The organism is Sphingomonas ginsenosidimutans, from assembly GCF_002374835.1.
GTDB classification, from domain to species: domain Bacteria; phylum Pseudomonadota; class Alphaproteobacteria; order Sphingomonadales; family Sphingomonadaceae; genus Sphingomonas; species Sphingomonas ginsenosidimutans.
On sequence record NZ_NWVD01000001.1, the window covers coordinates 650223 to 675381 of the forward strand.

Genomic DNA, 25159 nt, shown 5'->3' on the forward strand with positions numbered 1-25159 from the left:
CGATCAGGAGAGGATCAGCCGATGGCATATTCGAAGGCGGTGTTGTGCGCAGGTGCGGCCTGGTGGGCGCTGGCGGCGGCACCGGTGATGGCGCAGACGGTCGAGGGCAGCGGCGTCGCCGTGCCGGCGTCGGCCGCCGACGCGCCGGCCGACGCCGCTCCGGGGACCGGCGACATCATCGTCACGGCGCAACGGCGTGCCCAATCGGTCAACTCGGTGCCGATGTCGATCACCGCGATCGGCGGCGACCAGCTGGCCGCGCAGGGGATTTCCAGCACCGCCGATCTGGTCAAGCTGGTGCCCGGCCTGACCTTCACGCAAAGCCAGGTGGCCACCCCGGTCTACACGCTGCGCGGCGTCGGCTTCTATGAATCGACGCTGTCCGCCTCGCCCGCCGTCAGCGTCTATGTCGACGAAGTGCCGCTGCCGTTCGCGATCCTGACCGAGGGGGCGAGCCTCGACATCGCGCGCGTCGAGGTGCTGAAGGGGCCGCAGGGCACCCTGTACGGCCAGAATGCCACGGGCGGCGCGATCAACTATATCTCCGCCAAGCCCGGCGAGCAGTTCGCCGCCGGCGCCGACGCCAGCCTGGGGCGCTTCGGCGCGTTCGACGCCTCCGGTTTCGTCAGCGGCCCGATCACCGATACGCTGGGCGCGCGGATCAGCATGAAGACCGAGCAGGGCGGCACCTGGCAGCGCAACTATACCCGCGATGACACGCTGGGGCGCGCGGACCGTGTGAGCGGGCGGGCGATCTTCGTCTGGCGGCCGGACAGTGCGCTGACCGTGACCGCCAATCTGAACGCCTGGTCCGACACGTCGGACGTGCAGGCGCCGCAGCTGATCGGCCATACGCCGTACAATCCCGGCAACGCCTATGCCCGCGTGCTGGCGGTGCCGCCGGCACCGGCCAATGCCCGCGCCGCGAACTGGAGCGCGGACTGGCCGATGCGCCGGGACGACCATTTCTATCAGGGATCGCTGCGCGCCGACTGGGACCTGACGGATTCGGTCAAGCTGACCTCGATCTCGTCATGGCTGCACTTCACCACCAATTCGTACCAGGACCTGGACGGTACGCAGTTTCGCCAGCTCGACAGCTATACCCCCGGCCGGGTGCGCAGCTTCTATCAGGAACTGCGGCTGACGGGCACGACCGGCCCCGCCCGCTGGATCCTGGGCGCCAATTACGAACGCGATCGCGCGCGCGAAAGCCAGATCCTGCGCACCGACGATCTCAGCAGCAACGTCATCATCCCCGGTCTGCCGATCCTGACGCGATCGGGCGTGTTCACCGAACAGGCGGTCAAGAGCTATGCCGGTTACGCGAACCTCGAATATGACGTGACGTCGCGGCTGACCGCGCAGGGCGGCGTGCGCTATACGCGCAATATCCGCGATTTCCGGGGCTGCGGCTACGACGCCGACGGGACGACATATCTGTCGTTCAACGTCCTGACGCAGGTGTTCACCGGCGCGCCGCCGCTGGTGCCGATCCCGGCGGGCGGGTGCCTGACGTTCAGCCCGACGTTCCAGCCCGGGCTGGTCACCGATCGCCTGTCGCAGGACAATGTGTCGTGGCGCGGGGGGCTGACCTATACGTTCGACAGCCGCGCGATCGTCTACGCCAATATCTCCAAGGGGTGGAAGGCGGGCGGTTTCCCGACGGTGCCGGCATCGTCCTTCACCGGTTTCCTGCCGGCGACGCAGGAATCGCTGCTCGCCTATGAGGCGGGGTTCAAGCTGCCGCTCGCCGAGCGCACGTTGCAGCTGAACGGCGCGGGCTTCTACTATGATTATCGCAACAAGCAGGTTCGCGGGCGGATCCTCGACCCGATCTTCGGGCTGCTCGAAAAGCTGGTCAACATCCCGACATCGGAGCTGTACGGCGCCGAGGCGGCGATCGTGTGGACCCCGCGCGGCACCGGGCTGACCGCCAACCTGTCGGGTACGTGGGTGAAGAGCCGGATCATCGAATTCACCGGCTACAACGGCACGGGGGCCTTCGGCAGCTATGCCGGATCGCCGTTCCCGTTCACGCCGGAATGGCAGGTGATGGGCGACGTGCAATATCAATGGCCGCTGACCGAGCGGTGGAAGGCCACCGTCGGCGCCAATGCCAATTACAACAGCGCCACCAATTCCACCTTCGGCGATCCGGCGATCCTGTCGATCAACGCGCGCACGCTCGTCGATCTGCGCGCCGGGGTGGAAACCGAGGACGGGAAGCTGCGTGCCCAGTTGTGGGGGCGCAACGTCTTCGACAAATATTACTGGAACACGACGTTCCAGGGCGACACGGCGTGGCGGATGGCCGGGCGACCGGCGACCTATGGCGTGACGCTGGGCTGGCGGTACTGACGTGACGGCGACCCGCCTCAACGCCGCGAACGGCATCAGGCTGGGCGCTACGGTCGAAGGTGACGGCCAGCCGGTGGTTCCGGGACTGGACATGATCGTGGCGATGCGCGCGATCGTGCCCCATCTGTCCGATGCGATCCTGTTCGGCGGATGCGGCCACTGGACGTGGGCCGCGGAGGTGACCCGGCACCTTCTGGCCTGGCTGAGAACCCTACCGGCGGGAGAGAGATGATGCGCTTCGGCGGCAAGGTGGCGATCGTGACCGGCGGGGCGTCGGGGATCGGAGCGGCGTTCGCGCGGCGGGTGCACGCCGAGGGTGGGGCGGTGATGGTCGCCGATCTTGACGTCGGGCGCGGGCAGGCACTGGCCGCCGAACTGGGGGAGCGCGCCGCATTCCGCCCCGTGGACGTCGCCGATCCGGCAGCGATGGAGACGCTGGCGGCGGACACCGCGGCGGCGTTTGGCGGGATCGACATCCTGTACAACAACGCCGGGATCGGCTGCTACGGGCTGACCCCCGATCTGGCGATCGAGCAATGGCGGCGGGTCGTCGCGGTCAATCTGGATGCGGTGTTCTACGGCTGCCGCGCGGTCATCCCGCACCTGAAGGCGCGCGGCGGCGGCGCGATCGTCAACACCGCCTCGGCCAGCGGGTTGCATGCCGACTATGGCTTCACCGCCTACAATGCCGCCAAGGCGGGCGTCATCAACTATACGCGCAGCCTGGCCATCGACCATGCGCGCGACAACATCCGCGCCAATGCCGTCTGCCCCGGCCCGGTCGACACGCCGATCCTGACCAGCGGGGTCGATGCGATCCCCGGCCTGCGCGCCGAGTGGGAGCAGGTCGTCCCCGCCGGCCGGTTCGCGCGGCCCGAGGAGATCGCGGCGGTTGCCGCATTCCTGGCCAGCGACGACGCGAGCGCGGTGACCGGCGCGGCGATCCCGGTCGACGGCGGGCTGACGGCCCATACCGGCCAGCCCGATCTGCGCGCCCGCATGGAAGCGGCGGCATCCCAGAACGTGTGAGGAGAGCGATCATGACAGTCCCATCCGAAACCAGCGACACCCCCCGTTTCCAGGTCTATCGCGCAGCCGAAGCGCCCGATTACAGCGAGACGTCGTGCATGGAGACGTCGGGACTGACCGACATCATCATCGACGGGATCACCCGCGCCGAGGCGGCCGGCGCGTCGGAGGGCAATGTCGTCAAGCTGCTGTTCGCGATGCCGGGGATGAGCCTGACCTATGCCTGGTTCAAGAGCGGCTTCCCGCTGCCGCTGCACAGCCACAACGCCGATTGCCTCTATTACATCATCGCGGGATCGCTGCGGCTGGGCACGGAGGAACTGGGCGCGGGTGACGGCTTCTTCGTGGGGCGCGACGTGCCGTACAATTACAAACCGGGACCGGACGGGGTCGAGGTGCTGGAATTCCGCACCGCCGACACGTTCGACATCCGCTTCCTGGGCAAGACGGCGGCCTTCTGGGACAAGACCGTCGCCGCGCTGGAAGCCGAACGCCCCAAATGGGCCGCGCAGCGCCCGCCGCACGAGCTGGCCGCGGCACGATGAGCGCGACGATGCGCGCGCTGGTGCGGCGCGGCCCCACGCTTCAGGTCGCCGACGTTCCCGATGCCGTGCCGGGCGGCGGGCAGGTGGTGGCGCGGGTGCTGGCGTGCGGCATCTGCGGATCGGACCTTCACGCGGTCGATCATCTGGAACATGGCGTCGCGATCGGCCTTCGGTCCGGCGCCGCGGACACGATCGACCCGACCTGCGATCTGGTGATGGGGCATGAATTCTGTGCCGAGATCCTCGATCACGGTCCGGGCAGCGACCGGCGGCTGAAGCCCGGCACGCGCGTCGTTTCCACGCCGTTCGCCTTCGGTCCGCTGGGGCCGGAGCTGATCGGCTTTTCCACCCGCTACCGCGGCGCCTTCGCGGAGCGCGTGGTGCTGACCGAGGCGCTGTTGTTGCCGGTCGCCAACGGATTGTCGTCCGACGCCGCCGCGCTGACCGAGCCGCTGTCGGTGGGCACCCATGCGGTGGCGGTCGCGGCGCCGACGCCGCGGTCCGTGGCGCTGGTCGTCGGGTGCGGGCCGATCGGACTGGCGGTGATCGTCGCGCTGAAGCGCCGCGGGGTCGGACCGGTGATCGCGTGCGATTTTTCCCCCGCGCGGCGCGCCCGTGCCGAACGCCTGGGGGCGGACATCGTCGTCGATCCCGCAACGACGTCGCCGCACGGCGAATGGGAACGCCATGACGTTCCCGCGACGCTGGCATCGCTGGGGCCGGCGCAACTGGCCGGGCGCAGCCTGCGGGATGCGATCATCTTCGAATGCGTCGGCGTGCCGGGCATGTTGCAGTCGCTGATCGAGAATGCGCCGCCGACCGCGCATGTCGTGGTGGTCGGCGCCTGTCAGGAGGACGACCGGATCCTGCCGGTGATCGCCATCAACAAGCAGCTGCGCTTCAGCTTCGTCTTCGCCTATTCGCCGGACGAGTTCGCGGAGACGCTGGCGGCGCTGGCGGAGGGGGAGATCGATGCCGATGCGTTCCTGACCGGCGCGGTCGCGCTGGATGAGGCGCCGGCCGCGTTCCGGCGGCTGGCGACCCCGGACGACGACGTGAAGGTGGTGGTGCGGCCATGGCAGTGACGGCCGGGGCGGCGCCCGCGCCGCCGCTGACCATCGCACTGGCGGCGGGGATCACACTGGGCGTGGTCGTGCTGATCGCCGGTTTCCTGGTGCTGGGCGCCGCGCTGGGCCTGGCGCCGCTGTACGCGGGGTTCCTGATATTGTGGTATTTCGGGAATATCGACATGCTGGACGACAAGGCGTTGCCGGCGCTGTGCGTCGGCGCGCTCGCGGGGACAGCGACCGCGTGGCTGCTGCAGGCCGGCGTCGTCGCGGCAGGGGCGGTCGGGGCCATCCCCGCGCTGGCCGTCATCGTCGCCGCGATCTTCTGCCAGCTGCTCGGCTGGCTGCCGCTCGTCATCAACCGCGCCTATATGCTGTACGTGACGGTCCTGGCGGCCCCGTTGCTGCAGCAGCATGAGCGGTTCGACCGCGTGCTGCTGACGATCGTCGTCGCGACCGTCTATTTCGGCGGCGTGGTGCTGGCCGGCCGCCGGATCGTCGCGATGCGCCGCGGGGCGGGCGCATGACCGCGCCTACGACAGGGTCGGTCGGGCTGCACCTGACCCAGCCGCTGCATCGCGCGCTGCGCGAGGGCGCGGATCGCATCGCGACGATCGACGGCACGCGCGTGCGCCGCTGGCACGAGGTGGTGGGCCGGGTGCGGCGCGTGGCGACCGTGCTGGCCGGCCGCGGCGTCGAACCGGGCGACCGCGTGGCGTTGCTGGCGCCGAACGGCGACGTGTTTGTCGACCTGCTGTTCGGCACGGCCTGGGCCGGGGGCGTGCTGGTCCCGATCAACACGCGCTGGTCCGCCGCGGAGATCGCGCACGCCCTGGCCGACAGCGCGCCGCGCGTGCTGGTGATCGATCACGGCTTCCTGCCGCTGCTGCCCGCGATCCGGGACGCGATGCCGCAGTTGCCGCCGGTCATCGTATCGGGAGCGGTGGCGGAGGGGTTCGACGATCTCGACCGCCTGGTCGCGGCGGCGGCGGAAGCGGACGAGCGATTGCGCCATGGCGACGATCTGGCCGCGCTGCTCTACACCGGCGGGACGACCGGCGCATCGAAGGGCGTGATGCTGTCGCATCGCGCGCTGCTTACCTATGCGATGTGCCTTGCCGGCTCGGGGGAGAGCGCGCCGGGGGCGTGCATGCTCCACACCGCGCCGCTGTTCCACGTCGGCGCGCTGTCGGGATTGCTCGCCAGCTTGCTCAACCGCGCGCGGCACGTCTTCCTGCCGGCGTTCGACGCCGGCGCGGTGATCGCCGCGATCGCGGAACATCGCGTCAGCGACCTGTTCCTGGTGCCGACGATGCTGCAAGCGCTGCTGGATCATCCCGCATTCGGGCAGCACGATCTTTCCTGTGTCGAGCGGGTCTATTACGGCGCGGCGCCGATCGCGCCGGCCCTGATGGACCGCGCCATCGCAGCGATGCCGCGCGTCGGCTTCGTGCAGGGTTACGGGATGACGGAGACGTCGGGGTCGGTCGCGCTGTTGCAGCCGTCGGACCACCGGCACGCCGCGCATGTCCGCTCGAACGGCCGGGCGGTGATGGCGATCGAGATGCGGATCGTCGACGCCGACGACCGCGAGGTGCCGGCCGGCACGCATGGCGAGATCGTCGTGCGCGGCGACGCGGTGATGCGCGGTTACTGGAATCGCCCCGACGAGACCGCCGCGGCGCTGCGGGGCGGCTGGATGCACACCGGCGATGTCGGCTGGATGGACGCCGACGGCTATGTGCATGTCGTCGACCGGCTGAAGGACATGATCCTGACCGGCGGCGAGAACGTCTTTTCGATCGAGGTGGAAAGCGCGCTGTCGCATCATCCCGCGGTCGCGCAATGCGCGGTGGTGGGGCGCCCCGACGATCGCTGGGGAGAGACGGTGCACGCGATCGTCGTGCTGCGCGCGCCGGCGACGGCCGACGACCTGATCGAACATTGTCGCGATCGGATCGCCCGCTACAAATGTCCGCGCAGCATCGAGTTTCGCACGCAGCTGCCACTGTCGTCGGCGGGCAAGATCCTGAAGGCGCAGTTGCGGGAACACGCGCGCAACGGGGCATGAGCGCGCGCCGTTTCCCTTCGTCGCGCGGGACCGCTAAGGCGCGGCGATGGCGACATCGGGATCGAAGGTGCAGCGGGCCGCCGCGACGCGCACGCAACTGAAGCGTGTGGCGCGCCGCATGTTCGCCACCCGCGGCGTCAGCGCGGTCGGCCTGCGCGAAGTCGCGGTCGCGGCTGGCCAGCGGAACACCGCCGCGGTCCATTATCATTTCGGCACCAAGGACGACCTGCTGCGCGAATTGCTGGTCGATGGCGCGCAGGCGATCGACGCGCATCGCTGCATGATGCTGGACGCGGCGGAGGCGGCCGGCGCGGTGACGCTGGACGACGTGGTCCGCGCGCTGGTTCAGCCCAGCCTGGACCTGCGCAGCGATCCCGAGGATTTCGAAACCTATCATCGCTTCATCAGCAACATCATGGGCGAGCGTCGCGAGCTGTTCGAAAGCACGATCGTCGACCGCCATGCCGTCGGCTACCAGCGCGCGACGCAGCATGTCCGCCGGCTGCTGGGCGACGTGCCGCCGGCGGAGATCGATCGCCGCATCGTCTTCGCCACGCTGTCGCTGCAGGCGATCTTCACCGCGCGCGAGGCCGCCTGCGACGCGGTGCGCGGCGATGCGCATCCGTTCTGGGGACGCGCCGATGTCACGCAGGGCATCTTCACGACGACCGCCACCATCCTGCGACAGCGCGACCCGAACGGATAAAGCGGTTGCTTTAAGAATGCCCGACGCTACGGTCCGCTGCCAGGAGACATCGCAGGGAGAGGACCGCGGATGGGCTGGGATTTCGAAACCGATCCGGCATTTCAGGAACGGCTCGACTGGGTCGCGCGGTTCGTCCGCGAGGAGGTGGAGCCGCTCGACCACGTGCTCGGCAGCCAGTGGAACGTCCACGATCCCGACTTCGTGCGCCTCGTCCGGCCGCTGCAGGCGATCGTCCGGCGCGAAGGGTTGTGGGCGTGTCACCTGGGGCCGGAACTGGGCGGGCAGGGGTTCGGCCAGGTCAAGCTGGGACTGCTGAACGAAATCCTCGGCCGCTCGCGCTTCGGTCCGGTCGTCTTCGGAACGCAGGCGCCCGATACCGGCAATGCGGAGATCCTCGCGCATTTCGGCACGCCGGCGCAGAAGGCCCGCTGGATGGCGCCGCTGCTCGAGAACGAGATCGTCTCCTGCTTCTCGATGACCGAGCCGCAGGGCGGGGCCGATCCGCTGATCTTCACGACCAGCGCGACGCTGGACGGCGACGAATGGGTCATCAGCGGCGAGAAATGGTTCTCCTCCAACGCGCGGTTCGCCGATTTCCTGATCGTGATGGCGGTGACCGAACCGGACGCGCCCCCGCATCAGCGCATGTCGATGATCATCGTCCCCACCGCCACGCCGGGGGTGGAGATCGTCCGCGACGTGGGTTGGTACGGCGAAAGCGTCCACGCGCATGCCTATATCCGTTACCACGACGTGCGCGTGCCCGCCGGGAACCTGTTGGGAGAGCGCGGGCAGGCGTTCGCGATCGCGCAGACGCGGCTGGGCGGCGGGCGCATCCACCACGCGATGCGGACCATCGGCGAGGCGCGCAAGGCGTTCGACATGATGGCCGAGCGCGTCCTGAGCCGCGTGACCAAGGGCGAACTGCTCGCCGAGAAGCAGATGGTGCAGGAGAAGATCGCCGACAGCTGGATCGAGATCGAGCAGTTCCGCCTGCTGGTGCTGCGCACCGCCTGGCTGATCGACAAGCACAACGACTATCGCCGCGTCCGACGCGATATCGCCGCGGTGAAGGCGGCGATGCCCAAGCTGCTGCACGACGTCGCCGCGCGCGCGCTGCACCTGCACGGTTCGCTGGGGCTGACCCACGAAATGCCGTTCATGGCGCAGGTCGCGACCTCGTTCATGCTGGGCCTGGCCGACGGACCGACCGAGGTCCACAAGGTCACCGTCGCGCGTGAGACGCTGAAGGCCTATTCCGCCACCGACGAGCTGTTCCCCGCCTATCACCTGCCGCGGCAGGAAGCGGCGGCGCGCGCCCGATACGATATGCGCACGATCGACGAACTGGTGCAGGCCGATGGCTGACCCGATGTTCGACCTTACGGGCAAGGTCGCGCTGATCACCGGCGGGTCGCGCGGGCTGGGGCGCGAGATGGCGCTGGCCTTCGCCGATGCAGGTGCCGACGTCATCATCTCCAGCCGCAACATCGACGCGTGCGAGGCGGTCGCATCCGAGATCGGCGACAAGGGGCGCCGCGCGCTGGCGATCGCGGCCCATGCCGGGCGCTGGGACGAGGTCGACCGGCTGATCGACGCGGCCTATGCCGCATTCGGGCGGATCGACGTGCTGGTCGCCAACGCCGGCATGTCGCCCGCCGTGTCCTCGCACGAGATCAGCGAGAAGCTGTTCGATTCGGTCGTCTCGCTCAACTTCAAGGGGCCGTTCCGGCTGGCGTCGGCGGTGGCGCACCGCATGGCGCAGGGCGACGGTGGTTCGATCATCTTCACCTCGTCCACCGCCGCGCTGGAACCGTCGCCCAAGGTGGTGCCCTATGCCGGGGCGAAGGCGGCGCTGCTGGCGCTGACGTCGTCGCTGGCGCACGAATATGCGCCGCGGGTACGCGTCAATGCGATCGCCGCGGGACCGTTCCTGACCGACATTTCGAAGGCATGGGCCGACGTCGATCGCGAAACGGCGCGCAACGCACTGGGCCGCCCCGGCCGCCCGGAGGAGATCGTCGGCACCGCGCTGTACCTTGCCAGCGCCGCCTCCAGCTTCGTCACCGCGACGACGATCCGCTGCGACGGTGGCACCTGTCGCTCGCAATATTGACGGAAGGACGCACCATGAAGGCCCTGCAATATGTCGCCCCGCGTGACGTCCGCTACGGCGACATGCCCGATCCGCGGATCGAGGATGCGCGCGACATCGTCGTGAAGATCGACCGCTGCGGCATCTGCGGCAGCGACCTGCACATCTATCACGGCGACAAGCTGCGCGATGATGCCGGTTTCTGCATCGGGCACGAGGCGATCGGCGAGGTGGTGGAGACCGGTCGCGCGGTGACGCGGCTGAAAGCCGGCGACCGCGTGCTGATCCCCGCCTCGGTCGGGTGCGGCGCGTGCGTCCATTGCCTGGCGGGCAACGTGCTCAAATGCAGCAACGACGTCGAATATTGCTACGGCCTGAGCAGCCGGCTGCAGGGGTGCCAGGCCGAGGGGATGCGCGTGCCCGCCGGCGATTTCAACGCGGTGCCGATGCCGGAGGGGATCACCCCCGACCAGGCGATCATGCTGACCGACAATCTGCCCACCGCATGGTTCGGGTGTCGCAATGCCGATATCGCGCCCGGCGGCACCGTGGCGATCGTCGGCCTGGGGTCGATCGGACTGATGGCGGTGGAGGCGGCGTTCGTCCTGGGGGCCGCGACGGTCTTCGCGATCGATCTGGTGGCCGAGCGGCGCGCGGTCGCCGCCTCGCTGGGTGCGATCGCGCTGGGCCCGGAGGATGCCGCGGACGTGATCCGCGACGCCACCGACGGCCGCATGGCCGACAGCGTGGTCGAGGCGGTGGGACTGGAAAAGACGATCGCGCTGGCGGTGCGCCTTGCCGGCAAGCAGGCGAGCGTATCGATCATCGGCGTCAACATGAACCGGCGCATGGAATTCCCGATGGCGCGCGTGTTCGTCAACGGACTGACGCTGCGCAGCGGCATGTGCCCGGTGGCCCGCCAGTTCGGCGAGCTGGTCCCGTTGATCCAGCAGGGCCGGCTGCACCCCGAACGCTTCGTCACCGACGTGCTGCCGCTGTCGCAAGGCGCGCAGGCCTATGCCAGGTTCGACGCGCGCGAGGAGGGCACGTTGAAGATGATCCTGGTCCCCTGACCTCATATCGTCATCATCGTCCGGCGAGATGCGACGTGCCGGCACCGCCGCGCCGGCGCTATAGCACCGGCGATTCGCCGCAACGGCGCGCGAGAGGATCGAGATGCACGACGACCGACTGGTTCCGCTGGCCGGCGGCCACAATTTTCGCGATTTCGGCGGCTATCCGACGGTCGATGGCCGTCGCGTCGTGCGCGGGGGGCTGTTCCGGTCCGGCGTGATGTCGCATCTGACCGCGGACGATGAGGAGCGGTTGCGCGCTTTGGGCATCGTCACGATCTGCGACCTGCGGACCCGCGCCGAGCGCGACGAGCGCCCGACACGCTGGTTCGACGATACGTGCGACCTCTTGGTCGATGACGATACCGAGCCGACCACCACGCTCCGCGCACTGCTCGATCGCCCTGATTCGAGCGAGGAGGAGGGCAGGGACGCGATGATCGCGCTCTATCGCGAACTGCCGTTCAAGCACCGGGCGATGTATCGCGCGATGTTCCGGCGGTTGGTGGACGGACGGGTGCCGCTGGTCGTCAATTGTTCGGCGGGCAAGGATCGCACCGGGGTGGGCGCCGCGCTGGTGCTGCGCGCGCTGGGCGTGGCGCCGGACCTGATCGAGCGCGATTTCCTGGCCACCGCGACCGCGCTGGATACCGCGCGGCTGCTGGGCGACACCGGCTTCGCGCGCGGCGTGGACGTATCGTCGCGGGTGGTCGCCGCGATGATGACGGTCGTGCCGCAATATCTTGGCGCCGCCTTCGCCGCCATCGACGAACGGTGCGGGTCGTTCGACCGCTATCGCGTGGAGGAACTCGGCGTGGACGATGCCGACCTTGCCCGGATGCGCGCGATATTGCTGGAGGGATAGGCCGCCGGGGCCGCGTCGACGTCGACGTCGACGGGGGGGATGGTATCGCCGGGCGGCGCGGAACGCCGTAAGACGCGCGGATGAGCACCGACCGACGTATCTCGCGCATCGTGATTCTGGGTGGAGGAACCGCCGGGTGGATGACCGCGGCGGCACTGTCGCGCAGTTTCGGGCCCACGGTGGCGATCACCTTGCTCGAATCGGACGAGATCGGGACGGTGGGGGTCGGTGAGGCGACGATCCCGACGATCCACTGGTTCAACGATCTGATCGGCCTGGACGAGGCCGAATTCCTGCGCGAGACCAAGGCGACGTTCAAGCTGGGGATCGAGTTCGTCGACTGGACGCGGCCGGGCCACCGTTACTTCCACCCGTTCGGTCAATATGGCGCGCCGCTGCCGGGGGTGGCCTTTCACCACCGCTGGCTGAAGGCGCGGGCGGAGGGGAGCGCGCTGCCGCTGTCGGCGCTGTCGCTGGCGGCGCGGCTGGCGGGGGACGGGCGCTTTGCCAGGCCGGTCGGCGATGCGCGCTCGATCCTGTCGACGTTGGGCTATGCCTATCATTTCGACGCCGGGCTGTACGCCCGCTACCTGCGCCGGCTGGCGGAGGCGGGCGGCGTGGTCCGTGTCGAGGGGCGCTTGCGCGACATCGTGCGCGACGGCGACAGCGGGCATGTCACCGCCCTGGTCACCGAGCGCGGGGAGACGCTGGAAGGCGAGCTGTTCGTGGATTGCTCGGGGTTCCGCGCGCTGTTGATCGACGGCGCGATGGGCGAGGCGCTGGAGGACTGGTCGCATTGGCTGCCGTGCGACCGGGCGGTGGCGGTGCCCTGTGCGCGGGTCGCCGCGACCACGCCCTACACGCGCTCGACCGCGCGTGCGGCGGGGTGGCAATGGCGCATCCCGCTGCAACACCGCACCGGCAACGGCTATGTCTATGCCAGCGCGCATCTGAGCGAGGACGAAGCGACCGCGACGCTGCTCGCCAACCTTGACGGCGAGCCGCTGGCGGCGCCGCGCACCTTGCGCTTCACGGCCGGGACACGGCGGCGGCCGTGGCGCGGGAACGTGGTGGCGATCGGGCTGTCGTCGGGGTTCCTAGAGCCGCTGGAATCGACCAGCATCCATCTGATCCAGAGCGGCATCACCAAGCTGCTGACGCTGTTTCCCGACCGCGACATGGATCCCGCGCTGGCGGACCGGTTCAACGGGCTGTTCGGCCGCGACATGGACGGGATCAAGGATTTTCTGATCCTCCATTATCACGCCACCAGCGGACGGGACGCGCCGCTGTGGCAGCATTGCCGCACCATGACGCTGCCCGACACGCTGGTCGCGCGCGTGGCGCAATATCGCCGTTCGGGGCGGCTGATCCTCGACAGCGACGAGCTGTTCCGCGAAGCCAGCTGGCTGGCGGTGCTCGACGGGCAGGGCGTGACCGCCAGCGGTTACAATCCGCTCGCCGATGCGCTCGATGCCGATACCAACCGCGCGCAGGTGGAGCAGATCGCGCAGGTGATCGCGCGCGCCGCGCCGACGCTGCCGATGCACGACGATGCGCTGGCGCAGCTGATCGGCGCACCGTGACGACGCCCGACATGGTCGCGCGGCGGATCGGCGCGGAGCGGCAGCCGATCGCGATCGTGGACGGGTTCCACCCCGATCCGGCGGCGCTGCGCACGGCCGCGCTGTCCGCGCGCTTCGCGCCGGGGCGGCATCATTATCCAGGCGTCCGCGCGGCGTTGCCGCCCGATTATTTCGTGGCGGTGCGCCCGGCGCTGACCGCGGTGCTGGCGGGCGTGTTCGGGCATCGCGGCGGCGTGTCGCTGCTCGATGCGAGCTTTTCGATCGTGACGACGCCGCCGGCGCAGCTGAGCGTGACACAACGGCTGCCGCATATCGATGCCACCGACCCGCGCCGCATCGCGCTGGTCCATTATCTGGGGGAGGGGGACGGGACCGCGTTCTTCCGGCATCGCGCGACCGGCTTCGAGACGATCGATACGGCGCGCGCGGCGGGGTATCTGGCCGCGCTGAACGATGAGCTGCGTCGCGACGGCGATCCGCCGCCGGCCTATATCGCGGATTCGACGCCGCTGTTCGAGCGGACCGCCCTGGTCGCGGCGCAGCCGAACCGCGCGGTGATCTATCGCAGTTCGCTGCTCCACAGCGGCGCGATCGCGCCCGGGGCGGCGCTGGGCGACGATCCGGCGCGCGGGCGGCTGACGGTGACGGCGTTCCTGATGCTGGAGTGACGCCGTCCCGCCTGGCCGCGGCGCGCGCCTATTTCTTCGGCGGCTGCACCGCGAGATAGACGGTGCTCCACAATTGCGCGGCATTCGATTCGTCGACGTCCTGCTTGCCCGCGCCGAAGGCGACGACCTTGTACCGGCCGCCCTCATAGGCCCAGGACCACAATTCCGAGCTTTGCGTCGCGCGCGTCGCCTGGATCGCGCGCCACAGCGTCGCCTGCGCGCGCGTCAGGATCGCACGGGTCGAGGCGGGCAGGTCGCGGCGGGCCAGCTGGCGTTCCAGCCCGGCCGCGAACAGCGCCTGCTGCCACGACCACACGACCGCACCGTGATAGGCCGCCGAGGTGAAACGGCCCTGCGCGGTCGCATCCGCCTGCGCCGCATTGGCGACCAGCATCCCGATATCGGTCATCAGCCCCGCCGGGAACGGGCGCATCGCCGCGGTGACATAGGTGTCCAGTTCCGCCGGCGAGGGGTTCGAGAACATCAGCGCGAACCCCTCGTCGGAATTGACGATCGGCACCGCCTTGCCGCCCGCGTCGAGCGACAGCGCATGGAAGGTGAGCGGCGCATCGCCGAGCGACGCCAGCGCGGGCTGGGCGGGAATCCCCAGCGACCGGGCATAGTCACGCACCCGCGCGCTCGCCTCCGCTGCCGGAATATCCACGCGGAACAGCGCCGGGGCGCGCTGGCGCCAAGTCGCGGCCATCGCCCCGGCCTTGCCCAGCGCCGCGCGGTCTTGCGGCGTCAGATAGGCGTCGAGCAGCCCCGCGCGCAGCATCCGCACCGCGGCGTCGAGCGCGGCGGGGACGAACACGGCGTTGACGTCATAGGCATATCGCCCGCGGCCCAGCCCCTCCTCGCTGTCGCGCCACTGGCCGGTCAGGCGGCCGGGCTTGAGCGCCACCAGCCGCTCGACCGCCGGGGCGCGGGCGAAGGGTTCGGCGGTCGCGACCACAAAGCGCAGGTTGCGCACCAGCGCCTTCCCCGCCGGCTCGACCGTGCCGGGCACGCCCTCGCTGGTCATCGCCCGCGCAAGGAAGCGACGCGCCGCGGCACGGTCCGCGTGATCGAGCAGGTAGGTGGCGGCGACCGGCGCGAGCATGTAATCGTCGTCGACCATCGCGTAATCGAGCACCGCGGCGTCGCCGCTGCCGCCATGCGCGCGGCGGTCGACCACCGCGAATTCGCCGATCCCCTCCTCGTGCGCGACGTCGCCGCGCGCATCGAGCCGGGCAAGGACCGATCCCAGCCCCGCCTCCACCGCGCCGGGTTGCAGCACGGGCATCAGCATGCGTACCGACATCAGCGTGTCGCGCCCGAAATAGGTCTGGAACCGCCACGATCCGGCCAGGAACTTCTCGCGATAGCTGAGAAAGCGCAGCGCATCGCGCGCCGCAGGATCGTCGGCGGCGCGCGCGGTCAGCAACGCGCCCGCCGTCAGCCCGGTCAGCGGCGTCTCCCCGGTGGCGGCGGTGATGCGCAGGCGGATGCGGCCGTCCGCGCCCGGCAGGATCGTGGTGCCGTCCACGCGACCGCCCAGCACCTCCAGCTTCAGGTAATAGCCCGGCGCGCCGTCCAGCCGGCGGCGATAGCCGGTCACGACGTTGCCGGCGATGGACGGGGTCGCCTCCACCTCGTTCGGCAGGCGGCCGATCGCCTGATAGTCGCGCAGGAAGCGGATCGACGAGAGCACCGTCTTGTGCAGCTCAAGCCGCGGCGCGTCGATGCTGGCCACCGCGACCACGCCGTGCAGCCGGCGCCCCGCCGTGCCGTTCGGCTCCGCCATGGTCAGCGGACGCGGCGCCTGTTCCAGGCGCCACGTTGCCGGGCGATCAAGCCGCGCGAACCACTGGCCCGCCCCGCTGTTGCCGGCGGGGAAGGCGACGAGGATGCGCGGGTCGACGCCATTGCGCAGCAGCAGATGTGCCGCGACCGGTCCCTCCCGCACGAAGGCGTTGATGTTCTGGCCCTCGGTCAGTTCATACGCCAGATCCGGTGCGGGTGCCTCGCGCTGCGCCGTCGCCATCCCTGCCGCCGTCACCAGTGCCGCGCCCAGCATCATGCGTGCCACGTGCTTCATCGCCTTCTCCCGTCAACAAACGGGGGCGCCGCGACCGCTGCCGGTCACGACGCCCCCCATGATCGTTCTAACCGCCCGGATCAGAAGCGGAAGGTCAGCGACCCGCCATAGGTGGGGCCGACGATGCCGCGGGCGTAGAAATAGCCGTCGGTGATCGCCTGCGTCTGTCCCTGGCGCGGATTGCCCTCGGTCAGGCCGACGACGTCGAAGATATTCTCCGCATTCAGGCTCAGCTGCAGCTGCGGCGTCAGGTTCAGGTTCACGCCGACGCTGGTCACGCCATAGCTGGGCAGCGCCACGCCGTTGCCGGCATCGGCGAAGATCTTCCCGATGAACTTGTACCGGCCGTAGACCTCGCCCAGCCCGTTGGGGAGCGAGAACGACGGCGTGACGGTCCACAGCTGGGCGGGCGTCCGCTCGGGACGGTTGCCCTCGAAGCCGGCCTGGTTCGCGCCGTCGATCTGCAGATTGACCAGCTTCGGATCCTGGAACACGCCCTGGAAATCGACCGAGAAGAACGTCACCGGCCGCACCATCACGTCGATCTCGACACCCTTGGTACGCAGGTCGGCGTTGATGTTCTGCTGCTGCGACGGGTTGCTCGGGTTGGCGAAATTGTAGTTCTGATCGTCGAAGTTGGTGCGGAACACGGTCACCGATCCGCTGAAGATGCGCGCATACTGATAGCGCACGCCCGCTTCATACAGCTTGATGGTGGTGATCGGGTCGACGTTGTTGGTCTGGAAGCCGTCGGCATAGCGGCCGTAGATCGACAGGTTGGGGGTGATCAGATAGTTCGCACCCACCGTCCAGGCGATCTTGTCCTGCTTGCGACGGCGAACGTCATACTGGCCGGCGAACGTCGCGCCGACCGTGGTCAGCACGCCGCCCTGGCCGACGGGCACCAGCTGTTCGAACCCGCCGTTCGCCGCCACGATGCGGCGCGAGGGATCGGCGGCGGCGGCGTTGCGACCGTCGAGCGCGACCGCGCTGTCCTGTTCCCAGCGGATGCCGCCGTCGATGCGCAGGTGATCGCCCAGCGCGATTTCGTCGTTGGCGTAGAGCGACACGGCTTCGTCGTTGCGCTCGCGGATGCCGTTGCCCCAGTCGCCATAAGACACCAAGCCGCTGTCGGTCAGCGACCCGATGACGCCGTTGGCGCCGTTCAGCGCGACGATGTCATAGACGTCGGAATTGTTGCGCACGTCATTGACGACGCTGGCGGTCGCCGACTGGTTCTGGCGGCGCTTGACGTTGTAGTACATGCCGCCGACGGTCAGCGAGTTCTTGATCGAACCCGCCTCGAACGCCCAGGTGGCACCGGCGTTGATGCCCAGGTCACGCCCGTCGATGCGATCGTGGTTGAGCGTCGTGCGCTGCAGGAAGCCGTTGCCGTTCAGCGCGTTGAGCGCGCCGGTCTGGTTCGATCCGATGACTTCCCCGGTGCGGATGTTGCGGATGCCGAAGCGCGCCGCGGTCGGGAATGCCGCCTGCCCGCGGGTCAGCAGATCGTTGATCGGCGAATTGGCGCCGGGCGTCAGATAGTTGACCGCGCTCGCCAGACCCGCATTGCCCGTGCCCGAGCCGGGGAACAGGCCGTTGAAATCATAGGTATAGTCGATGTAGCGCGCGCGGGCGAACAGGTCGAGCGTGTCGGACACCGGCACGTCGACGTCGAGCCGCGCCTGATTATAGAGCGAGCGGATGCCGTCGCGGTAGCGGAACGGGCGGTAGCCGCTGGCATCGACATAGGTCGACACCGGCACGCGGATCGAACTGAAGGCGTCGCCGCCGATATTGTCGCGCTGGATGTCGAAGCCGGGGATGCTGGCCGGCTCGCCATTCTCGAAGCGGTACGGCGCGGAGGCGTAATAGGCGGTTTCGATATCGCCGCGGCGCCCCGACAGGCGGATCGATCCGCCACCCGGCAGGCGATATTCCAGCGATCCCTTGATGCGATAGCCGGCATAGTCGAACGGATTGCGGCGCACGCCCGGGCTGCTCTGCACATAGCCGCCGAAGTTGAAGGCCAGGTTCTCGGCAAGCGGCGCCGAATAGTAGAAGTCTGCGCGCTTCAGGCCGTAGTTCATGCCCGTCAGGCGCACCGCGCCCTCGAATTCGTTGAAGTTCGGGCGCTTGGAGATGAAGTTGATCGTCGCGCCCGCGCCGTTGACGGTCAGCACGCCCGACGAGCCGCCCTTCACCGCTTCCAGCCGGTCGATCGTCAGATCCTGCTGGAAGAAGAAGTCCGCGCCGCCGCCGCCGTAGAGGATCGGCATGCCGTCCTCTTCGAGCTGCACGAAGCGCTGCCCGCCGCCCTGGAGGCCGCGCACCGAGTAATTGTTCGACGCCTCACCGGCGGTCGCCTCGACGAAGATGCCGGGCACCAGCTCCAGCATGTCCGCGGTGGAGCGCGGCGCGCGGCGATCGATATCCTCGCGAGTGGCGTAGGTGATGTCGGCCGAGGAGGTGATGAGCGGGCGGTCGCGGGTGGTCTGCCCGGTGACCACGATGTCCTGGAGATCATCGGTCTGCGCGGTGGGCGCGGCCTGCGCATCGCCGCCGGCGGTCTGCGCCATCGCGACGGCGGGCATCAGCGTCGCCCCGGCCAACAGGAGCGCACGCGCGCTGAAACCGGTTACAATCGCCATAAGTCTCCCCTTTGACTTTTTACACGCCCCATTGGGCCGAACGGACGCGCGTTAAACCAAGGTCGAATACGATCGCAACGGGGTGATGGGGCGTGATGTGCGGATAACGCCGGGGTGTGGCCGCCGTGCTACAGGCCAGTGGCGGAGGGGGGCACACCGGTCGCCTCGATCGCTATTGCGAATCCTTATCATCATCATTAAGCGCGCTCCGTCATCAACTGGGGGACCGCACCATGAAGCCCATCATTCTCGCCGGCACGGCGTTCATCGCGCTGAGCGCATCGCCCGTCCGGGCGGCTGCGGGCCCGGAGGGCGGTGGCGTGCGGGCGGGCGACGAAGTGGCAGCAGAAGCGCAGCACGATATCCTGATCGAGGGGCGCGTCGACCGGACGTCGGCCGGTAGCAAGACCGACACGCCGCTGATCGAGGTGCCGCAGCCGCTGACCGTCATCCCCGAAGACGTCTATCTGGCGCAGGGGGCGATCAACATTGCCGACACCGTCCGCTATGCCGCCGGCGTCAACGCCGATGCCTATGGGCGGGATACCCGCGTCGACACCTTCACCGTCCGCGGGGTCGATGCGCTGCAGTTCCGCGACGGCATGCGCGACATCTTCAGCTTCTACGCCAGCATCGCGTCCGACCCCTATAACTTCTCCCGCGTGGAGGTGGTGCGCGGCCCTGCGTCCGTGCTGTTCGGGCAGGGTTCGATCGGGGGCATCGTCAACCTGGTGTCGAAGACGCCGCTGTTCACCAACAGTGCCGACGTCAACCTCGTCTATGGCAGCTACGATCGCAAGGAAGTGCTGGCCGATCTGAACGGCCGGCTGGGCGACACGCTCGCCGCGCGGATCGTCGCGCGGGTGCGCGATGCCGATACCTATGTCGATCACGTACCCGACGACCGCGTGATGATCGCGCCGTCGATCACCTGGCGGCCGGGGGCGAGCACCGACGTGACGCTGCTGGGCCTGTACCAGGACGACAAGACGGGCTCGACCTCAAACTTCCTGCCCGTCATCGGGACGCTGCGCCCCAATCGCGACAACCCGCCGCTGCCGCGTTACCTGTTCGTCGGCAAGCCGGGATACGACCGTTACGACGGGCGGCTGCTGCAAGGGTCGGGGATGGTCACCCACCGCTTCACCGACGACCTGAAGATCAGCCTGAAGGCGCGCTACATCGACAGCGACCTCGATTATTTCACGCACTACACGAACAGCTACGGCAATCCGACCGATCCGTATGTGGCGGGCAGCAACGGGCGCCTGATCCCGCTGATCGCCGGGTCGTCGGTCGCGCGGCTCAATGTCTTTTCCACCGACAACAACGTTCAGTGGCGCTTCCACACCGGCGCGGCGGTGGAGCATGTGCTGCTGGCCGGCGTCGACTACAGCTGGAACCAGGTGCGCAAGAGCGACAATTACGATTATTCGCAGGTCATCGACCTGTACGACATCGATTATGCGTCGATCGTCGAGCCGAAGTTGGTCGCCCCGTTCACCGGCGACACGCAGAAGCAGCTCGGCCTGTACGTGCAGGACCAGATCAGGATGTGGGACCGCGTCTCGGTGGTGCTGGGCGCGCGGCGCGACCGGGTGCGGGGAACCAGCCTGGACATCAATAGCGGCACGACCACGCGCACGACCGACAGCGCCACCACCTATCGCGCCGGCATCATCGGCGAGGTGGGGGCGGGCGTGTCGCCGTTCTTCAGTTATACCGAAAGCTTCCAGCCGATCGCCGGCCGCACCACCGCGGGCGACCCCTTCCGCCCGCAGACCGGCCATCAGTTCGAAGGCGGCGTGAAGTGGCAGCCTGATCGCGCGACGCTGGTCACGCTCACCGGCTTCCGCATCAAGGAGCGCAACCGCCCGGTGGCCGATCCCGCCAACCCGATGGGTCAGATCCAGGCGGGGGAACTGGTCACCAAGGGGTTCGAGCTGGAGGCGACGCGCACGCTGCCGGGCAATTACGACCTGTCGCTGGCCTATGGCTTCAACGACGTGACCGGCGATACCGGCGAGATCGGCTATCTTTCGCGCCACACCGCATCGGCGTGGGCGACGAAGACGATCCCCGGCGACTGGGCCACGCTGCGGCTGGGGGCGGGCGTGCGCTATCTGGGGCAGCAATCGTCGGGCAATCCCTTCTGGACGCTCGTCACCCCGGCGCGCACGATGGTCGATGCGCTGGTCGAGATGGAGCGCGACAGCTGGCGGTTGCGGCTTAACGCCACCAACCTGTTCGACAATCGCGGCTATGCGACGTGCCTTGCCCGCGGCGACTGTTTCGTATCGGCGCCGCGCAACGTGATGCTGTCGCTCGGCTATCGCCTGTAACGGCGGCCGGTCGAACCGCGCCACGCTGGACCTTCGCGCGCCGATCGCGTTGTAGCGGTCGGCGGGTGGAGACGAGCGGACATGCGGTGGCGACGGCGTAATCTGGCTTCGATGAGCGCGGACGTGGGCGACGGGCTGGCGCCCGGCGTGGAGGCGATCGCCGCCGCGCCCACCGGGGGCAGCGCGCACGGCTATCGCGTCACCGCGCTGGTCGTCGCGTCGGCGCTGTTCATGCAGCAGCTTGACGGTACGGTGCTGACCGTCGCGCTGCCGACGATGGCGCATGATCTGGGCCGCCCGGCGACCAGCCTCAGCCTGGCGCTCACCAGCTACCTGCTGGCGCTGGCATTGTTCATTCCCGCGAGCGGGACGCTGGCCGATCGCCTCGAGTCGCGCAGCATCTTCTGCGCGGCGATCGGCATCTTCCTGATCGGCTCGGTTGCGTGCGCACAGGCGACGTCGCTGCCGATGCTGGTCGTCGCGCGCTTCGTACAGGGGATCGGCGGGGCGATGATGGTGCCGGTCGGGCGTCTCGTCCTGCTGCGCAGCGTCGCCCGGGAGGACATGGTCAGGGCGCTGTCGTGGCTGGTGATGCCGGCGCTCGCCGGACCGATCCTCGGCCCCCCGCTGGGCGGGTTCATCGTCACCTGGCTCGACTGGCGCTGGATCTTCTACCTCAACCTGCCGATCGGCATTCTGGGCATGGTGGGGGCGTGGCTGCTGGTGCCCGAGGTACGCGGCGATGCGCGCGCGCGGTTCGACCTGTCCGGCTTTTTCCTGTCGGGCGCGGCGCTGGGGTGCCTGCTGTTCGGGCTGGAACTGGCGAGCCGGCCGGGCACCGGGCGCGTGGCGATCGCACTGCTGGTCGTGGGGGCGGTGTTCGCCGTCCTCTATATCCGCCACGCCCGGCGGGTCAGCGACCCGATCCTGGACCCGTCGCTGATGCGCATCCCGACGTTCCGCCTGTCGGTGATCGCCGGTTCGCTGACGCGCATCACGCAGGGGGCGCAACCGTTCCTGCTGCCGTTGATATTCCAGATCGGCTTCGGCCTGTCCGCCGCGCGGACCGGGACGATCACGATGGCGGGCGCGGTCGGCGCGCTGGCGATGAAGACGCTGGCGCCGCGCGTGCTGCGCCGCTGGGGCTTTCGCCGCAGCCTGATCGTATCGGGGGTCGCCAGCAGCGCCGGCTATGCCGTCTGCGCGTTCTTCCGCCCCGACTGGCCGACCGCGGCGATCATCGTGGTGCTGGGCGTCGCGGGGTTCTTCACCTCGTTCCAGTTCACCGGCTACAATGCGGTCGCCTATGCCGACATCGACAAGGAACGGATGAGCGCGGCGACCAGCTTCTACGCCACGTTCCAGCAGCTGACGCTGTCGCTGGGCATCTGCATCGCGGCGACGGTGCTGGAATTGGGAACGTTGGCAGAAGGGCAGGGCGGGCCGGGGTTGCGCACCTTCTCGCTGGCGTTCCTGACGGTTGCGGCGATTTCCCTGTCGGCGGTGGTGTGGAACCGGCGCTTCGATGCGGCGGCGGGCGCCGAGATGAGCGGGCATCGCCCCTGACACGCAGGCGCCCCGGTTGCGCGCCGCGCCGATTTCTGGTTCGGCGATGTGCGGTGACGCCGTGTCCCGACAAGGAGGAATGTGCGTGAGCGACGTGTTCGAAGCCCCCGCCGCGACCCGCGCCGCCGTCAGCGACGGTCGCCAGTTCCCGGTGCGCCGCGTGTTCTGCATCGGGCGCAATTATGCCGCCCACGCGCGCGAAATGGGCAGCGACCCGGATCGCGACCCGCCGTTCTTCTTCACCAAATGGGCCGAGGCGGTCGTGCCGTCCGGCACGACGATCGCCTATCCCCCCGAAACCGCCGATTTCCATTACGAGGCCGAGCTGGTCGTCGCGATCGGCAAGGGCGGGCGCAACATCGCGGCGGGCGACGCGGCCGCGCACATCTTGGGCTATGCCGCCGGCCTCGACATGACGCGCCGCGATCTCCAGCAGGCCGCGAAGGAGAAGGGGCGGCCGTGGGACACCGCCAAGAACGTCGAGCAATCGGCGCCGCTGGGCGTGATCCACCCCCGCACCGCGGTAATGGCCGCCGGCGCGATCGCGCTGACCGTCAATGGCGAGGTCCGGCAGCAGGGCGACATTGCCGACATGATCTGGCCGGTCGACGACGTGATCGCCTATGTCTCGCGCTTCTACCGGCTGGAGCCGGGCGATCTCATCTACACCGGCACGCCGTCGGGCGTCGGCGCGGTGGCGGAAGGCGATGAGATCGTCGTCACGATCGACGGCCTGTCGCCGTGCACGGTGCGGATCGGCGCGCCGGCCAGGGACTGATCGACATGCGCCTGCACGGCTATTTCCGATCGACCGCCTCCTATCGCGTGCGCATCGCGCTCAACCTGAAGGGGCTGGCGTACGAACAGGCGTTCGTGCAGCTACGCGAGGGGGAGCAGCGCGCCCCGGCGTTCCTGGCGCGCAACCCGCAGGGGCTGGTGCCGGCGCTGGAGCTGGACGACGGCACGGTGCTGACCCAGTCGCTCGCGATCTGCGACTATCTGGACGAACTGCATCCGCAGCCGCCGCTGTTGCCGCGCGATGCCGCACAGCGCGCGCGGGTGCGCGCCGTCGCGCAGGTGATCGCGTGCGACACCCATCCGGTGCAGAACCTGAAGGTGCTCGACCGGCTGCGCGCGCTCGGCCTGGCCGAGGAACAGGTGACGGGATGGGCGCGCACCACGATCGCGGAGGGGCTGGACGCCTGCGACCGGCTGATCGCGGGCGACGGCGGACGCTATTGCTTCGGCGAGGCGGTGACGCTGGCCGACATCTTCCTGGTGCCGCAATTGTTCAACGCGCGCCGATTCGGAGTCGAGTTGCGCTGGCCGCGGCTGGTGCAGGTCGAGGAGGCGTGCCTGGCGCTGCCCGCCTTCGCGCAGGCGGTGCCCGAGCGGCAGCCCGACGCGCCCTAGGGATGCGATAACCAGGGCGCGGCCGGCGAGCGCCGCGACGCATATCGGTTTTCGCCTCGTCCTGCGCGACCGGCGGGGTCAGGACGGCGGTGTCATCCGGCGCAGCCGGTCGAGGAACCGGTCGGTGCCGGCACGGCGGCGTCCGGGGTTCGCCATCGCCACCAGCCGCGTGCGCACCGTCCATTCCGCGACCGCCCGGCGCACCACGCTGGCGCAGGGCGGCACGAACCAGCCGAGGTCGATCGCGGCGATGCCAAGCCGCGCGCCCTGCCGCAGCACCGCGCGGGCATCCCCCTCGGGAAGGGTGCGCGCCTCGGCACCGGCGTCGATGATCGCCTTCCCCACGCTTTCGGCGATCGCGACGCCGTGCGAGCGGTCGATCATCGCGATCGCGCGTCCGCGCAGCGCGGCGGCCGGGAGCACGTCGGCTCCGCATGCCAGCTGGTCGTCGTGCGGCAATTGCAGCGTGACGGCGCGCTCCGCCACCACCCAGCTGGGCGCCGCATCGGCGCGCGCGGGCGCGTCGTCGGGCGGGACTAGTTGCAGCGTGATCGCGACGTCGATGTCGCCACGGTCCAGATCGTCGCGCAACTGCTCGGCGCTACGGCGCATGACGCGCAGCGGCACGTCAGGCTCTTCGGCGACGAAATCGTCGATGATGCGGTTCCGCTCCGCGATCTCGGCGGTGTAGTGCGCGGTGCCGACGCGCAGCTGGTTGTTGCGGATATCGCGCGCGGCGTTGTTCGCCCATTCGGTTTCCCTGACCAGCCGCCGCGAGCGGTCGAGGAACAGCCGTCCCTCGATCGTCAGCGACACCTTTCGGCTGGTACGGTCGAGCAGGCGGAAGCCCAGCCGCCGCTCGAACTCCTTCAGCTGCGCCGACAGCGCCGGCTGGCTGATATTAAGCATCGCCGCGGCGCGGCTGAACGAGCCCGTTTCGGCGATCGCGATAAAGGCGCGGTGCGGGCGGGCATCCAGATCCATAACGCGATCCATAAGAATATCCGATCGTCGATCAAGGAATCCGATATTGGACACGCC

Annotated in this window: 21 protein-coding genes; 18 read left to right on the forward strand and 3 right to left on the reverse strand. The window is 69.1% G+C overall.

Going from position 1 to position 25159, the window contains the following annotated elements:
* Positions 1-21 precede the first annotated feature (21 nt).
* The 14 genes from COA17_RS02970 (at position 22) to COA17_RS03035 (ending at position 14066) form a co-directional block, all read left to right on the forward strand.
* Entirely contained in the window at positions 22-2361 is a 2340-nt protein-coding gene (locus tag COA17_RS02970; protein WP_096610073.1) for a TonB-dependent receptor, read from the forward strand.
* A 1-nt stretch (position 2362) separates the two neighbouring features.
* Positions 2363-2593: a hypothetical protein gene (locus tag COA17_RS02975; protein WP_096610075.1), complete on the forward strand. Its 231-nt coding sequence runs from the start codon at positions 2363-2365 to the stop codon at positions 2591-2593.
* Positions 2590-3390: a meso-2,3-butanediol dehydrogenase gene (gene budC, locus COA17_RS02980; protein ID WP_217990983.1), complete on the forward strand. Its 801-nt coding sequence runs from the start codon at positions 2590-2592 to the stop codon at positions 3388-3390. Before COA17_RS02975 ends, budC begins: the two co-directional genes overlap by 4 nt.
* A gap of 11 nt (positions 3391-3401) precedes the next feature.
* Entirely contained in the window at positions 3402-3935 is a 534-nt protein-coding gene (locus tag COA17_RS02985; protein WP_096610077.1) for a cupin domain-containing protein, read from the forward strand.
* Complete coding sequence (locus tag COA17_RS02990) at positions 3932-5020, forward strand: zinc-binding dehydrogenase (RefSeq protein WP_245857369.1); 1089 nt, start codon at positions 3932-3934, stop codon at positions 5018-5020. The genes COA17_RS02985 and COA17_RS02990 overlap by 4 nt, the downstream gene beginning before the upstream one ends.
* Complete coding sequence (locus COA17_RS02995) at positions 5011-5529, forward strand: hypothetical protein (protein WP_141397014.1); 519 nt, start codon at positions 5011-5013, stop codon at positions 5527-5529. The genes COA17_RS02990 and COA17_RS02995 overlap by 10 nt, the downstream gene beginning before the upstream one ends.
* A complete protein-coding gene (locus COA17_RS03000) occupies positions 5526-7073 on the forward strand; it encodes an acyl-CoA synthetase (protein WP_217990984.1) in 1548 nt (515 codons plus the stop codon). Before COA17_RS02995 ends, COA17_RS03000 begins: the two co-directional genes overlap by 4 nt.
* Before the next feature lie 46 nt (positions 7074-7119).
* Positions 7120-7779 (forward strand): TetR/AcrR family transcriptional regulator, encoded by a 660-nt coding sequence (locus COA17_RS03005; protein WP_096610081.1) that lies wholly within the window; start codon positions 7120-7122, stop codon positions 7777-7779.
* Positions 7780-7848: 69 nt separating this feature from the next.
* Complete coding sequence (locus COA17_RS03010; protein ID WP_096610083.1) at positions 7849-9147, forward strand: acyl-CoA dehydrogenase family protein; 1299 nt, start codon at positions 7849-7851, stop codon at positions 9145-9147.
* A 4-nt stretch (positions 9148-9151) separates the two neighbouring features.
* Complete coding sequence (locus tag COA17_RS03015; RefSeq protein ID WP_245857371.1) at positions 9152-9895, forward strand: SDR family NAD(P)-dependent oxidoreductase; 744 nt, start codon at positions 9152-9154, stop codon at positions 9893-9895.
* A 14-nt stretch (positions 9896-9909) separates the two neighbouring features.
* On the forward strand, positions 9910-10947 hold the full coding sequence (locus COA17_RS03020) for an alcohol dehydrogenase catalytic domain-containing protein (protein WP_096610087.1): 1038 nt from the start codon (positions 9910-9912) through the stop codon (positions 10945-10947).
* A 103-nt stretch (positions 10948-11050) separates the two neighbouring features.
* On the forward strand, positions 11051-11812 hold the full coding sequence (locus tag COA17_RS03025) for a tyrosine-protein phosphatase (RefSeq protein ID WP_096610089.1): 762 nt from the start codon (positions 11051-11053) through the stop codon (positions 11810-11812).
* A gap of 80 nt (positions 11813-11892) precedes the next feature.
* Complete coding sequence (locus COA17_RS03030; RefSeq protein ID WP_066491663.1) at positions 11893-13398, forward strand: tryptophan halogenase family protein; 1506 nt, start codon at positions 11893-11895, stop codon at positions 13396-13398.
* On the forward strand, positions 13395-14066 hold the full coding sequence (locus COA17_RS03035) for a DUF6445 family protein (RefSeq protein WP_176484778.1): 672 nt from the start codon (positions 13395-13397) through the stop codon (positions 14064-14066). Before COA17_RS03030 ends, COA17_RS03035 begins: the two co-directional genes overlap by 4 nt.
* Positions 14067-14094: 28 nt before the next feature.
* On the opposite strand, the gene COA17_RS03040 is transcribed toward COA17_RS03035, so the two are convergent.
* Together COA17_RS03040 and COA17_RS03045 are read right to left on the reverse strand one after the other, a co-directional pair.
* A complete protein-coding gene (locus COA17_RS03040) occupies positions 14095-16146 on the reverse strand; it encodes a hypothetical protein (protein WP_096610091.1) in 2052 nt (683 codons plus the stop codon).
* Between the two features lie 80 nt (positions 16147-16226).
* Positions 16227-18797: a TonB-dependent siderophore receptor gene (locus tag COA17_RS03045; RefSeq protein ID WP_082741101.1), complete on the reverse strand. Its 2571-nt coding sequence runs from the start codon at positions 18795-18797 to the stop codon at positions 16227-16229.
* A gap of 233 nt (positions 18798-19030) precedes the next feature.
* Here COA17_RS03045 and COA17_RS03050 point away from each other — a divergent pair, with 233 nt between their 5' ends.
* The 4 genes from COA17_RS03050 (at position 19031) to maiA (ending at position 24118) form a co-directional block, all read left to right on the forward strand.
* Complete coding sequence (locus COA17_RS03050; protein ID WP_096610093.1) at positions 19031-21139, forward strand: TonB-dependent siderophore receptor; 2109 nt, start codon at positions 19031-19033, stop codon at positions 21137-21139.
* A gap of 111 nt (positions 21140-21250) precedes the next feature.
* Entirely contained in the window at positions 21251-22705 is a 1455-nt protein-coding gene (locus COA17_RS03055; RefSeq protein WP_096610095.1) for a DHA2 family efflux MFS transporter permease subunit, read from the forward strand.
* Positions 22706-22784: 79 nt separating this feature from the next.
* Entirely contained in the window at positions 22785-23483 is a 699-nt protein-coding gene (locus COA17_RS03060) for a fumarylacetoacetate hydrolase family protein (protein WP_096610097.1), read from the forward strand.
* 5 nt (positions 23484-23488) lie between these two features.
* On the forward strand, positions 23489-24118 hold the full coding sequence (maiA, locus tag COA17_RS03065) for a maleylacetoacetate isomerase (RefSeq protein WP_066491710.1): 630 nt from the start codon (positions 23489-23491) through the stop codon (positions 24116-24118).
* Between the two features lie 78 nt (positions 24119-24196).
* Here maiA and COA17_RS03070 read toward each other — a convergent pair whose 3' ends face one another.
* Positions 24197-25102 carry a LysR family transcriptional regulator gene (locus COA17_RS03070; protein ID WP_066491647.1) on the reverse strand — a complete coding sequence of 302 codons (906 nt, stop codon included), beginning with the start codon at positions 25100-25102 and terminating at the stop codon, positions 24197-24199.
* Between the last annotated feature and the right edge of the window lie 57 nt (positions 25103-25159).

Bases quoted from the DNA above. Each gene is read 5' to 3' on its own strand.
- COA17_RS03030 (WP_066491663.1), top strand. From the start codon at position 11,893: ATGAGCACCGACCGACGTATCTCGCGCATCGTGATTCTGGGTGGAGGA.
- COA17_RS03015 (WP_245857371.1), top strand. From the start codon at position 9,152: ATGTTCGACCTTACGGGCAAGGTCGCGCTGATCACCGGCGGGTCGCGC.
- COA17_RS02995 (WP_141397014.1), top strand. From the start codon at position 5,011: ATGGCAGTGACGGCCGGGGCGGCGCCCGCGCCGCCGCTGACCATCGCA.
- COA17_RS03070 (WP_066491647.1), bottom strand. From the start codon at position 25,102: ATGGATCTGGATGCCCGCCCGCACCGCGCCTTTATCGCGATCGCCGAA.
- COA17_RS03045 (WP_082741101.1), bottom strand. From the start codon at position 18,797: ATGGCGATTGTAACCGGTTTCAGCGCGCGTGCGCTCCTGTTGGCCGGG.
- COA17_RS02985 (WP_096610077.1), top strand. From the start codon at position 3,402: ATGACAGTCCCATCCGAAACCAGCGACACCCCCCGTTTCCAGGTCTAT.
- COA17_RS03050 (WP_096610093.1), top strand. From the start codon at position 19,031: ATGAAGCCCATCATTCTCGCCGGCACGGCGTTCATCGCGCTGAGCGCA.
- COA17_RS03010 (WP_096610083.1), top strand. From the start codon at position 7,849: ATGGGCTGGGATTTCGAAACCGATCCGGCATTTCAGGAACGGCTCGAC.
- COA17_RS03055 (WP_096610095.1), top strand. From the start codon at position 21,251: ATGAGCGCGGACGTGGGCGACGGGCTGGCGCCCGGCGTGGAGGCGATC.
- budC (WP_217990983.1), top strand. From the start codon at position 2,590: ATGATGCGCTTCGGCGGCAAGGTGGCGATCGTGACCGGCGGGGCGTCG.
- COA17_RS03005 (WP_096610081.1), top strand. From the start codon at position 7,120: ATGGCGACATCGGGATCGAAGGTGCAGCGGGCCGCCGCGACGCGCACG.
- COA17_RS03000 (WP_217990984.1), top strand. From the start codon at position 5,526: ATGACCGCGCCTACGACAGGGTCGGTCGGGCTGCACCTGACCCAGCCG.
- COA17_RS03025 (WP_096610089.1), top strand. From the start codon at position 11,051: ATGCACGACGACCGACTGGTTCCGCTGGCCGGCGGCCACAATTTTCGC.
- COA17_RS03040 (WP_096610091.1), bottom strand. From the start codon at position 16,146: ATGAAGCACGTGGCACGCATGATGCTGGGCGCGGCACTGGTGACGGCG.
- COA17_RS02990 (WP_245857369.1), top strand. From the start codon at position 3,932: ATGAGCGCGACGATGCGCGCGCTGGTGCGGCGCGGCCCCACGCTTCAG.
- COA17_RS03020 (WP_096610087.1), top strand. From the start codon at position 9,910: ATGAAGGCCCTGCAATATGTCGCCCCGCGTGACGTCCGCTACGGCGAC.
- COA17_RS02970 (WP_096610073.1), top strand. From the start codon at position 22: ATGGCATATTCGAAGGCGGTGTTGTGCGCAGGTGCGGCCTGGTGGGCG.
- COA17_RS03060 (WP_096610097.1), top strand. From the start codon at position 22,785: ATGTGCGTGAGCGACGTGTTCGAAGCCCCCGCCGCGACCCGCGCCGCC.
- maiA (WP_066491710.1), top strand. From the start codon at position 23,489: ATGCGCCTGCACGGCTATTTCCGATCGACCGCCTCCTATCGCGTGCGC.